Annotated in this window: 9 protein-coding genes; 6 read left to right on the forward strand and 3 right to left on the reverse strand. The window is 48.1% G+C overall.

Annotated features, from left to right (window positions below; translation table 11 throughout):
- Window positions 1–1,512 carry a hypothetical protein gene (locus tag Pan54_RS02870; protein ID WP_146502066.1) on the forward strand — a complete coding sequence of 504 codons (1,512 nt, stop codon included), beginning with the start codon at window positions 1–3 and terminating at the stop codon, window positions 1,510–1,512.
- A 104-nt stretch (window positions 1,513–1,616) separates the two neighbouring features.
- Complete coding sequence (locus tag Pan54_RS02875; protein WP_146502067.1) at window positions 1,617–2,885, forward strand: glycoside hydrolase family 71/99-like protein; 1,269 nt, start codon at window positions 1,617–1,619, stop codon at window positions 2,883–2,885.
- 31 nt (window positions 2,886–2,916) lie between these two features.
- On the opposite strand, the gene Pan54_RS02880 is transcribed toward Pan54_RS02875, so the two are convergent.
- Window positions 2,917–3,972: a beta-ketoacyl-ACP synthase III gene (locus Pan54_RS02880; RefSeq protein ID WP_146502068.1), complete on the reverse strand. Its 1,056-nt coding sequence runs from the start codon at window positions 3,970–3,972 to the stop codon at window positions 2,917–2,919.
- Window positions 3,973–4,396: 424 nt separating this feature from the next.
- Here Pan54_RS02880 and Pan54_RS02885 point away from each other — a divergent pair, with 424 nt between their 5' ends.
- Window positions 4,397–5,077, forward strand: coding sequence for a hypothetical protein (locus Pan54_RS02885; RefSeq protein WP_146502069.1), 681 nt, complete (start codon window positions 4,397–4,399; stop codon window positions 5,075–5,077).
- A 111-nt stretch (window positions 5,078–5,188) separates the two neighbouring features.
- On the opposite strand, the gene Pan54_RS02890 is transcribed toward Pan54_RS02885, so the two are convergent.
- Window positions 5,189–5,671, reverse strand: coding sequence for a hypothetical protein (locus Pan54_RS02890; RefSeq protein WP_146502070.1), 483 nt, complete (start codon window positions 5,669–5,671; stop codon window positions 5,189–5,191).
- Between the two features lie 45 nt (window positions 5,672–5,716).
- Complete coding sequence (locus Pan54_RS02895) at window positions 5,717–7,120, reverse strand: hypothetical protein (protein ID WP_146502071.1); 1,404 nt, start codon at window positions 7,118–7,120, stop codon at window positions 5,717–5,719.
- Window positions 7,121–7,826: 706 nt separating this feature from the next.
- Between Pan54_RS02895 and Pan54_RS02900 the strand changes: the two genes are divergently transcribed.
- From Pan54_RS02900 to Pan54_RS02910, 3 genes are all read left to right on the forward strand, one after another.
- Window positions 7,827–9,851, forward strand: a complete 2,025-nt coding sequence (locus tag Pan54_RS02900) for a polysaccharide biosynthesis/export family protein (protein WP_165441553.1) — start codon at window positions 7,827–7,829, stop codon at window positions 9,849–9,851.
- A 147-nt stretch (window positions 9,852–9,998) separates the two neighbouring features.
- Window positions 9,999–10,694, forward strand: coding sequence for a 3-keto-disaccharide hydrolase (locus Pan54_RS02905; protein ID WP_146502073.1), 696 nt, complete (start codon window positions 9,999–10,001; stop codon window positions 10,692–10,694).
- A gap of 196 nt (window positions 10,695–10,890) precedes the next feature.
- Window positions 10,891–11,967 (forward strand): GNAT family N-acetyltransferase, encoded by a 1,077-nt coding sequence (locus Pan54_RS02910; protein WP_146502074.1) that lies wholly within the window; start codon window positions 10,891–10,893, stop codon window positions 11,965–11,967.
- The last annotated feature ends 83 nt before the right edge of the window (window positions 11,968–12,050 follow it).

Raw genomic sequence — 12,050 nt, forward strand, 5'->3', positions numbered from 1 at the left:
ATGAGGCAGAAAATCCTGGCGATGATAGTATTCTGGATGATGTCCAATACTGCTGTTCTTGCCGAAGTTCAACAATATTCGATACCTGAATTTGTTGCGAATAAAGATCAATGGAATGGACTTGTAGGCGAGTCCCTGCGGATCGAAGGACGTTACTCCTCATTTTCCCCCAGTTCGATGCGATTTCAAAAATGTGATCTCTCTTTTCAACTGCCTGCCGGTACGCCACGACCATTGGGACGTAGCAGGAATCTTGAAGTGACAGGCCAATTAATTCGCGAACAGAATGAATTGAAGTTTCAGGTCGACTCTCTGCAGACGCGACCTGCTGATCTTGAACAGATTCAACTTTCCAGGGCATTGCTCCCCAAAAACGATGCGACTCCCTGGTACGAATTGGGGATGACGGCAACGAACCGTGCGAAGTTTTATGACGATGAGATTCTCAAACTGATCGGTGAAGAACTCCTGGTCGAAGGAATTCGTATTGAACGTTCTCGTCAAAAGCAGCCGACGGTTGCGTTCTTGAATGATCTGTCCGCCAAAGCAGCTAAACTGGGCGTCTCCAAGTCGCTTTATCTTTCATTGAAACACGAAAGTTTGCGCGAGCAGTTTGAGCAGGGAGATATTCTACCAGATTTTGATTATGAGAAATTTCTGAAAGAATTAGAGTCGGCTCTTCCCGGTTCGCAGGTGCCGTTGACCTCCCTCAAAGGTGATGTTTTTGAGGCCTACCGAAAACAACCGCGGGAAACTTTTGCAAAAGCCAATGCCCATGCTCAACAGCAGTTGAGTCGATTGTTTCATTTGGAAGTTTTACGGGCACAGATTCAGTCAAAACTGGCAACCGGGGGCTCAAATGGGGACTTGCTGGCAAAACAGTACGAGTTACTGGCCCCGGATGATCCGGAATATGCAGAAGAATTAAGAGCAGCGGCATTGATGTTTCGCACGAAGAATATCCTGACCTCCACTCGAACAGAGTTGCTTGCGGTTGCCGATCAATATCGAGATCAGGGAGATGTCGAGATGGCCGAAACGGCGCTGACACGCTGGCTGAATCATCGAGTCCAGCAACTCGATCGTGCCGGCCCTTCCGATTATCTCCAGACAGCTCTCGACTTCGACTCCTGGTTAAAAAAGCGAGAGCGTGCGGAGGAAATCCTGCTCTCCGGAATTCAGAAATATCCAGACGATGCCGCATTGCTGGCATTACTCAAACGTTGGGATTTCGCGAAGAACGGGGATCAGTGGGTTTCAAAGTCTGATCTACCCATGTCCAAGCCGAATGAAATCGAGCAGGCGATTCAAACGGGTCGAGTGGTTGCCGGGATGTCTCGAGCGCAAGTCGCATCCACTCTGGGAGCACCGAAAACGGTTACGCGAATCGCCTCGCAAAAAGAGAATTTGCTGATCTGGAATTATCCAGATGTCAAACTAGCAGTGCGATTTGAGCAACGCCGAGAACGGAATGACTATGTCGTAGTGAATGTTGGACCTTTACCACGTTAATCGGAAATTTGCACCCCTGGAAGACAACAGGGTATCGTCTTTGCATGATTAATTTTTTAATTGATTCATTTCGTTCCCCTGAAATCCAGCGATGTCCATGTATTATGAAATCTATTCGAATTTATGACATGATCCTCTTCACTTCGCGACTGCTTTTCCTGTGCTTAACGCTCAATGGTGCTCTCCTTTGTGCGGAGGAAATTTCTTTCCTGCAGGAGCCACAAGTCAATCCAGCCAGCATGGATGGGAAAGTTCTGTGTGGTTATCAAGGTTGGTTTCGTTGTCCCGATGATGGCATGCACGAAGGCTGGCATCATTGGAGTCGGAATCGGAATCGGCTGACTCCTGCCAGTCTGACATTTGAAATGTGGCCAGATGTTTCGGACCTGCCGGAGTCTTCACAATTTGAAACGCCCGAGTTTACGGATCGCTTGGGAAAACCAGCCAGGTTATTCAGTTCGGCAAATGCGGAAACTGTTGACATTCATTTTCAGTGGATGCAGGCCTATGGAATTGATGGTGTCTTTCTTCAGCGGTTTCTGGTCAACATTGAACGCCCTTCCTTTGATGTTGTACTCCAGAATGTTCGCACCTCGGCCAGAAAATCTGGGCGTGTGTATGCGATTTGTTATGACTTATCCGGGACCCCAGTTGACCAAATCTACATTAAACTGACGACTGACTGGAAAAGGCTGGTCGATGAATTGGAAGTCACTCAGGATCGGCAGTATCAGCACCACAACAATCAACCAGTCGTATTTCTTTGGGGCCTCTACCCCGATCGCTTCGACGCGGAAATTGCGAATCGACTCATCGATTTCTTTCACGAGGAAACGAAGTATCAGGCGACCGTTGCAGGAGGAACTCCGTGGTATTGGCGGCGGGAAAAAGATCCCGGTTGGTTCAGGGCTTTTCGTCGGCTCGATATTCTCAGCCCCTGGAATGTCGGAAACGTTTCTCATCAGGATGGAAACAAAGAAGCCAGCACCGGATACTGGCAGAAAGATTTTGAAGAAGCCACCAGTAACAACGTCGAATGGATGCCGGTGATCTATCCCGGCTTTTCCTGGAAGAATCTCAAAGGAGAATCTGGTGCCAATGCAACAATTCTCCGCAGAGGCGGAGAGTTTTTCTGGAAGCAATTCCTCGCGGCGAATAAAACTGGTGTCAAAATGGCTTACGTAGCCATGTTTGACGAAGTGGACGAAGCCACCGCAATTTTTAAAGTCTCGAATCATCCCCCGACTCAAGCGAATTTCGTCACCTATGAGGAATTGCCTGCGGACTGGTATTTGCGATTAACCGCAGCAGGAGTAAAAGTGATTCGTGGGGAAGCGGAACCTGTCAGTGAAATTCCAATTCAACCAGAATGATCGAGCGAGTTTGCTTTGGGTAGGCGAAGTTTTACCAGACAAACAAGGATGTACCCCAAGTTAACCCGGCTCCAAAACCACACATGAGAATCGTATCGCCGCGGTCGATTCTGCCTTCTGAATTGGCTTCATCGAGGACAAGGGGAATGGAACCAGCCGAGGTGTTGCCATATTTGTGGACGTTATTGAAGAAACGATCGCTGGAGACATTCAGCTTTTGGGCAACCGCATCAATAATCCGCTGATTGGCCTGATGCAACGCGAAGAGAGAAATATCGTGCACGGTCATTTGTGCCGATTCGAGTACGATTTCAATCGATTCAACAACCGTTCTCACCGCCCATTTGAACACATTCCGACCATCCATCTGGAGAAAATGCTGTCCAGAAGTAATTCCTTCAGCGGTGATCGGATTTTTCGATCCCCCGCAAGGTCGATCGAGCATCCCACTGCCACTGCCATCGGAGGCGAGTTGATACGATTTGAATCCTTGTTCGAGTGTTCCTGCTGAGAGCAGGACTGCACCGGCTCCGTCACCAAATAGTGGAGCGATTGTCCGATCCTGAGGATCGACAATTCGTGAATTGCTATCTGCACCAATCACCAGAGCCAGCTTCGCATTTCCGGTCGCGACATATTGAGCACCGGTTGTTACGGCATACATGAAGCCCGAGCAAGCTGCCGAAATATCGAAAGCCGGGGCATCGAGTCCTAAGCGATCTTGCACCAGACAAGCAGTTGAAGGGCAGTGATAGTCCGGAGTGAAAGTGCCAACAATCAACAGATCGACATCTTTGGCATAAACCCCCGCTTTGCCCAATGCGTTTTGTGCAGCCGCAACAGCCAGATCGCAGGTCGATTCGTCGACTCCGACGATGCGACGTTCACGAATTCCAGTCCGTTGCTCAATCCATGCGGGATCGCAGTCGGGACATAACTCCTGCATCTGCAGGTTCGTTCGGACGGTTTTTGGCACATAAGACCCCGTGCCGACAATTTGTACCCCCATCAAAGAACAGGTTCGACGGGTAACGGCATTTGAAAGTCGCGGAATCTTTGCGGCTGTCGAAATTAGAGCTTCATCCATGGATTCGCTTGTCACAGATTGGAGTGATCGAACTTGTGAAATAGGCGTAATTTGGGGAACGTAAGATAGTGATCACAATAGGATTGTCTGAAGTGTCATCGTTACAGAATTGACTCTACTCTTACGGTTTTCTCGGTGAGTGAGTGTGAATATGCCATTAGGATAAGTAGAGTCAGTAAAATACGCAATATCACAGCTTAACGAAAACCGGGAGTCAGCCAATATCATCGCCATCGCACTTCGCCAATTCTTAATCATATCAGATTGCTTGCATAGACGAGTTGGGATTTTGAATCAAAAGTTCACTGTTTTCATTTTCGGTGATGGCTTTTCGTCGTGGGAATATTGCCTAAGATAGAGAAAATCTCGCGTTTATGTGGAAAATGACTTATTAAGTCCCATCAATTAATTGGCAGGTACTCTTTTGAATCACTCCAGCGATCACCTTCTGATCCCGGCTGAATTTTACTTTCAGGCCAGCGTGGAAATTCCCTGGCAGACAGATCTGGCCAAAGATATCCAGCATAAAAAACATCCGGAAATTGAAAAAGAGCTTCCGGATTTAATGTTTGAGGAGTCTGATACTGAGAATTCCGCACGCTTTTTCATCGCCTGGAATGAAGACGGGATTTGCCTCCAGGTGAAAACAGAGAGGAAAAAGTTCCCCACACAGTCAGGAACGTTATCCGATCCAACGCAAGGTGATTACACCGATTTCTTCATTGATACCCGCGATTTGAAGACGAATCACCGAGCCAGCAAATTCTGTCATCGATTCACCCTGATTCCACCAGGCACACGAGGGAAACGCAAACAATCAGCAATGATGATCGAGCAGGAAATTTCGGGGAATCGAACCTATCGGGAAATGACTCAGCCTGAGCAAATCCCAACATGGGATTCGAGATCAAAAGATGGATATCAAGTGAGCTGCTGGATCTCGAAAGCGTATCTGGAAGGCTACGATCCCGAGCATGTTCCTTCCCTCGGCTTTTACTACAGGATGCAGGATCTCGATTACGGCACACGCATATTCGGAGTCGGCGAGAATTTCCCAGCGACTACAGACCCGAGCCTTTGGCCGAGTTTGAAACTGGTGAAGTAAAACATCCAGTGTATTCAATTGGCGAGCCGAGTCAGTTATGGCACCGGTAGATGCGATTCAGCAATTCCGTACATTTCTCAAACGCGCACCATGGTCGTGAGAAAACCCGAGTCATGACTGACTCGGCTCGCCTTTGCGACTTGCTTCACCCCAATTTACTAGAATCGCCCCAGCGATTCCCATCAAAACTGCTAACGCATTCAGTCGTTCGGTCAGAACATGATAGCCATGAAAGTTGTGCGGACGGGGAGAACCGACTGGCAGTAACATGGCTGCTAACTCGGAATAGACGAACAGATAATCTCCAACCATGATAAGGAGTGTCAGCAGAATCAAACTGACACCGATTTTGGTTGAGCGGAGAGCGGGAAACAGAATCCAATAGAGGCTCCCAGTCAGGCTTGCCAGTCCAATCATTACAAAGGAAAACGTATAGTAAATGGGAAATCGAATCAGGATCAGCCGATCCAGAAGAATGGACTCAAATTGTCCGAGACGGATTTCCTGGACGGTGAGAATTACGAACAAAATCGCGGCTCCGACCCATCCAGAGATGCAAAAACGCAGAATTAACAGAAAAAATTTAGAGAGCATTCGGTGCGATCAATGGAGAGTGAGCTATCAAGTTTTCTGCAGTATTTAGCGATGCAGTCTGGCAGAGACGCTTCCACCTGGTAAATTTCGGGCGGGAGATTCAAAGGAATTCCCGCGGATGGAAGGTTGTTGTTGGGGGATCTGATAATCCTTTTCAGCCAGTAATCTCGGGCGAAAGACGACCAGAATTACCAGAGGGACATACCAGAGCAGGTAAACACCGCCCAACTGTGGATACCAGAACTGCGAAGCGACAATGATGGCTGCATTATAGGATAACAGAACCTCAAGATTTTTCTTCCAAGGCCAGATTGTCAACGTGATGACCATCAGCAGGAAGGCGACAATAACCGGAATTCGATAAGCCGGATGCACTCCGTACCAGAATCCCCGCTCATGAGGGGCGCCATCGAAACTGAGCACCCGCAGGTCGATTCGATTGATCGTCTGCTGTGTGAAGGCGTAAGCATCGGCAGAAATCAAAGCGACTGCCCCCGCCAGCACGGCTGCCACGATTCCCACGCCAAGAAAGAACCAGAGCGAGCGACGGAATCCAAAAAACGAAGCCCAGATCGGTAATAGGAACACGGGAAAGAACATCGAGCCACAGGCAAAGCCCATGAACACACCAGCCAGCATTGGTCGAGTATAAAATACGAATGCCCACAGAATGAATGCACAAGGCAAGACCTGATTCACCTCTCCGACGACATAGGAAGTGCAGGGCATTAGCGCATACAGAGCAGCCATCGCCAGACCTTGTGTGCGATCTTTAAACTGGTTTCGGCCAATCCAGTACAGGCCCATTACAATTGCCAGATGAGCGAGAATGGCGACAATTCGGGCAGCCGTTTCTTCAACAATTCCGAAATTCAAATCCGATTGATCACGGCCATCATGCAATTGACGCGACGTGGCTACGGCAGGCATCGCTAATAAAGTCGCTGTTGGACCGGCAGTCACATCGTCAGAAGACAGACTCGTGCCAGCCGGAGAGTCTGGTACAGCAGTTGTTACTTTTTTCGAACCCGATTTTGTAGCCGCATCGAGCAGTTGCTCTCCTTGCAGGACCGTTGTCACTGATCCGAGAGGAGCCGGTCGCGTGACGGCCTCGGTAATCAAAAATGCGAGAGCACAAATCCCCAGAAAAGTAATTCCCGGAGTGCTCATATTCGGTTCGAGGCGGGACCGTTTGGTAAATATTCGGTCGAGCAACAATCGCACCAGGCACAAGGCAGTAACCACAAACAACCAGGTATTACCGATGGCGGAACTGGCTGCGGTCTGAACCATTAACAGTCCAGGGGAAAGCGAAAGCAGAAGCAGAATGTCGAAATTACGCAGCGACCAGATACGGCGAAAACGATAATACACAGCGATAATCAACATGGCTGATAAATATAGCCATGCAGACTGACTCACATGATATCCAGATAAGATCGCATCCATAAATTAACGCTTCGGCGTTGGACAGAGGTTGAGGTACTTTCAAGGCTGTTGAGAACGTCTTTCGAATACCAAATGGCGTACTTTTTCCATGAGCCTTAAAGGAGAGGAATGGAATCACTTTCGTAAGTGCTTACCATCCTGACCTTTGGGTTGAGAAATTGCACGATCCGCTAAGTATAACAGTTCGTTCGACAGAGAGAAAAGGATTCCTTTTCAGATTCAGAGTTTCTATCAAGAACTGACTATTAATGTACTGATGATCAATTTTGTTTCAGATTTGTGCTCGATTTATTGGCTTCAACGAGAAAATCAGCTTTCCCTGAGCAGATTCATGCAAGATCTCAACGATTTCTCAATAAATCAAATGATAAAATAGGACCTCTGGGGTGAATGTAAGTTTATTGAGCAAGCGAACGGTTACATCAATTACTCTGCGACGATTTCCCCCTCAGTGAATGATATGACAGGACGATATTGAGAATGGTGTCTTCTGCACGGAGATTCTGTATTTGAAGTCATGGCATTTTCAGCAGTCCGTGGAAGTTTCACAGCCGATGAAATCATCCACTGAATTCCTGAAACCTGATTCGAACGGTGAGACTGGCAAGGATGCAAGTCTCATCAGTTCAAAATTGCATGGATCAAATAGTCTGTGCACGAAATCAATCAAGTGAATATGCAACTCTGGCAAGGACGACGGAACGTCATGCAGAATTTGTTTACGGTTCCAGTATCACGAACGCTGGCGATTCTTCTGATCGTCTGCAGCAGTGGCTGCGCGGCTTTTCGATCGATCGATACCATACCACCCAACTGTTTGACTCCCGACATGCTGGCGACTTCTCGCAATAATGAGTCGACAATTGATCTGTCTCTGCTGGCTCAACGTCCTCCGCAACAATACTTGGTCGATGCCGGCGATGTCCTCGGAATTTACATTGAGGGTGTGCTCGGCAATCCCGGAGAATCACCTCCAATCAGCATTTCCACGAACCCAGATATTCCACCTTCAATTGGCTATCCCATTTCGATTCGCGATGATGGGACGCTATCTTTGCCAATGATTGGATCGATTTCCGTTCGTGGCATGACGATACGGCAGGTTGAAGAGCATCTGCGTAAAATCTATACAATCGACCGAAATATTCTGCAGCCGGGGCAAGACCGAATCATCGTATCCTTACAACGCCCACGAGAAATTCGCGTGCTGGTGATGCGTCAGGAAACTGGTGGAAGTAATGGAAGTACCGAATTTGCTCAGGGACTTTCCATTAACCTTGGACAAACCAAACGGGGTAATGGACAGGTTGTTAATCTGCCTATCTATAAAAATGATGTCCTGCATGCTCTGGCCCGCACGGGTGGCTTACCAGGGCTTGATGCAGAAAATACGATTTTCATCATCCGACGCCGACACGACTTCACCCCCGGCCCTTATGGAAATGGTGTGCATCCCCAAGGGATTCAACCCGGAATACCAGCGTTGGCCCCTCAGTATCAACCTGCTCCATTCAATGGTCCCATGGGATATCAGCCCGTCTCTCATCGAAGCAATGTAAAAACTCAGGATTCTAATCCGCTTCTTCTGACAGGTTATCGGAACGCGGCTTCACAACAACAAATTCAACCGGTCAACTTTCAGTCGGGCTACAATTTCGCGGCTCCCCAAATGCCGATGCAGCATCCACAAGGCATCCAGAACTTCAATTCTGTGAACCCACTGGAGGAGCTGCGTCACGGCATGCATAATTCTGACGAATCCGCAGGAATTCGCCAACCCGTAAGAATTGATACGATCGATCAGCAAGAGTTGCGTCATTCCTCTGAACTCTCTGAGTCAGAGATGAAAGCATTGAATCCACGAGGTTCGGGGTATCAATGGGGAAATACTCAAACGACTTCTCTGGAAGAGATGCCAGAGATTCAAAATGATTTTGTCCCAAAGAACGAGTGGAACAGTTCGTCAGGCGTGACTCAACCGACACCAATGATGACTCATCCACAACAGCAATACGCACCCGTGCCTGCGCAGACACCGATGCAGGCTCAGCCTCAATATCAGCCGCCGTACCAGAATCAGATGCCTCCGCAAAACTGGATGGCGAATCCAGAATCGACTTATCCTCCCGGCTTCAACGAAGCCTTTGCCGATGTCCCCTGGGAAGACTTTTCTGGAGATTTCGGTTGGAACATGAACGATCCCACGATGAACAACCACGAAATTATCAAAATTCCAGTCCGACTCAAACCGGGCGAACAGCCGAACATTCGTCCGGAAGATGTCATACTACAGGATGGAGATATCCTGTTCATCGAATCCCGGGAAACGGAAATCTTCTATACAGGCGGTTTACTGGGAGGCGGCCAATTCACGTTGCCCCGCGATTACGATCTGGATGTTCTGGGAGCCATTGCAATTGCTCAGGGAGCCAATCAACAACGCGATGCCCGTCAAATTGGCGGCGTCTCAGCCATCAATGGAGACGTCACGATCTCTGCCAGCAACGTAGTTATACTTCGTCAGCTGCCAGATTGTTCGCAGGTAGCGATCAAAGTCGATCTGTATCGAGCCCTGGAAGATCCGAGTCAGAGAGTCGTGATTCAACCAGGCGATATCGTGATGTTACGATACACTAAACTGGAAGCCGTTGGAGCCTTCTTCGAACGGAACCTCCTCGAATCCGCCCTCTTCGGTATCGCAGCGACTCAGATCGGCGGTGGTGGGAATTAAATAGTCATCTCATTTCTAATACGAACAATTCCCTGAGGATTTCAGGAAAATTAGCGGGGGTGATTGACGTTCTGTTGTCAATCGCTAAAGATGAATCGATTGATGAAGTCTCAATTGATCTCCGTGAAAACGTTAAAGGAAATGAAAATGAAGCGTGTCACATTTAGTTATACACTGCTGAGTCTGGTTGCTTTCAGTATCGTAACAGGAACTCTCAGTGCAGAAGAAAAGTTCAAGCCATTATTTAATGGCAAGAATCTGGAGGGCTGGGTACAAAAAGGAGGAAAAGCTGATTATCGGGTCGAAGACAATCAGATTATTGGCACCAGCAAAAAAGGGACGCCGAACAGCTTTTTGTGCACCGACAAAGATTATGCGAATTTCGTTTTGGAACTCGAGTTCTTTCCCGATCCGGTCCTGAATTCCGGCGTGCAGATTCGAAGCAACACGTACGATGAAGACAAAACTTACACCTGGACCGACAGCGAAGGTAAGGAGCAAACCAGAAAAGTTCCGGCGAATCGGGTCCACGGCTATCAGGTCGAAATCGATCCTTCAGACCGTGCCTGGACTGGCGGAATTTATGACGAAAGTCGTCGTGGCTGGTTGAATAATCTGGTCGATAATCAACCAGCTCGCGAAGCCTTCAAGCCAGGTGAGTGGAATACATTTCGTGTTGTCGCTAATGGGGATTCTATCAAGACTTTCCTGAATGGTGTGCCAGCAGCCGATTTGAAAGATGATATGACCTCAACCGGCTTCATCGCACTACAGGTCCACAACTTCAAGGAAGACGGACACGAAATGAAATGGAGAAACATTCGTATTCAGGAACTTCCATAACTTCTTGAGTTGTTACCTGTTTGTTCAGCATGGGAGATTCGGTAGTCGTCACTATAATTCCATTTGATAGCGAAATTGTCTGGAATTTGAGTCTCATGAATGTAAGGGCTTGATTGAGCGTAATGTCAGCCTATTCTTAGCAGACTGCCTGAGAATAGGCTTTTTCTATGCCTTTTAGTGCGGTTATTGAAAAGCCGTGAGTCCGACATTTATGATTCGACTGGATGACTATCAGAGAAGTTCTTCTGAACTGGCCGAATTTATTACGTCGACCTGGCGGAAGTCCTACGAGGGTAAGATGACTTTCCCTCTCTGGTCAGCCGAGTATTTTGAATGGCAACTTCGCTGGAAAAATCCGCATTTCCGTCGCAATCTGATCGCCATTTACGATGATTCTCGACTGGTTGCGACACTTCTCGGCTCTGAATATTCCTTCCGCTGTGGCAATGAAATCCTACCAGGTTCGATCTGGAGTTGGATGACAATCGACCCCGCGTATCGAGGTCAAGGCTTTGCCAAGCTTCTAAACGAAGAACGCATCCGCCGCCTGAAGGATCGTCACATCGATCTGGTGGTCAGTTATCGATATTTCGGATCAAAAAATTCACTTGCAGAACGCCCACACCGGAACTCGGGTGACAATACCGCCAAGTTTCACAATAAAGTCGGCTTCTGGGTTCGCGTACTCAATCCACAAGGCGTCTGGGACTGGTCACTAAGTTCCGCTGCTGCCTGGGGAGCACGATTGACCTCACCCTGGGCACCGCTCCCCAAACTCGGCAAGGAAGAGAATTACATTCGAAAAGCCACCCCAGACGATATCCCTCAATGTCTGGAATTGATCCACGAGAAAACAAACTCACTCCCGCTTGCAATCCACTGGGATCAGGAAACACTCAGCAATCAATTGCTGGGAAGTCCTCTCTCAACGACACTTGTGTACGAGCGAGAGGAAAAGATTGAAGGTTTTATTAATTTTCATTTGCTGACGTCCTTCTCAAAATGCGAAGGTCAGATGGGACTACTGGATGTTATGTCGACGCAAAGGCTCTCCTCACGTAAAAGTTTGTACCTAATGTATGCAGCAATGCAGGAAATGCTCAATCAGGGAGCGATTGTGGCCTTGAAGCTTCGCAGTGGCGATGAAGATCTCTTACTGATGCTGCGATCGTACTTTGCACCCCGCGCACCGGAATCGCATTTAGTAATGCAATGGATTGGAGAGGAAAGAGAAGTCCCCAAAAACGCAAAGACGCATTTACTCTGGAGATAATGGACTTACCCTTGAAAGATTGCTCAATTCCAATTCCCCAGTTGTAGGTCAGGGAATGCTCAGTATGTCGGTTAATTTATTTG

Source organism: Rubinisphaera italica, assembly GCF_007859715.1.
GTDB classification, from domain to species: domain Bacteria; phylum Planctomycetota; class Planctomycetia; order Planctomycetales; family Planctomycetaceae; genus Rubinisphaera; species Rubinisphaera italica.

Coding starts and splice junctions, on each gene's coding strand:
- Pan54_RS02870 (WP_146502066.1), top strand. CDS start 1: ATGAGGCAGAAAATCCTGGCGATGATAGTATTCTGGATGATGTCCAAT.
- Pan54_RS02875 (WP_146502067.1), top strand. CDS start 1,617: ATGAAATCTATTCGAATTTATGACATGATCCTCTTCACTTCGCGACTG.
- Pan54_RS02880 (WP_146502068.1), bottom strand. CDS start 3,972: ATGGATGAAGCTCTAATTTCGACAGCCGCAAAGATTCCGCGACTTTCA.
- Pan54_RS02890 (WP_146502070.1), bottom strand. CDS start 5,671: ATGCTCTCTAAATTTTTTCTGTTAATTCTGCGTTTTTGCATCTCTGGA.
- Pan54_RS02895 (WP_146502071.1), bottom strand. CDS start 7,120: ATGGATGCGATCTTATCTGGATATCATGTGAGTCAGTCTGCATGGCTA.
- Pan54_RS02900 (WP_165441553.1), top strand. CDS start 7,827: ATGCAGAATTTGTTTACGGTTCCAGTATCACGAACGCTGGCGATTCTT.
- Pan54_RS02905 (WP_146502073.1), top strand. CDS start 9,999: ATGAAGCGTGTCACATTTAGTTATACACTGCTGAGTCTGGTTGCTTTC.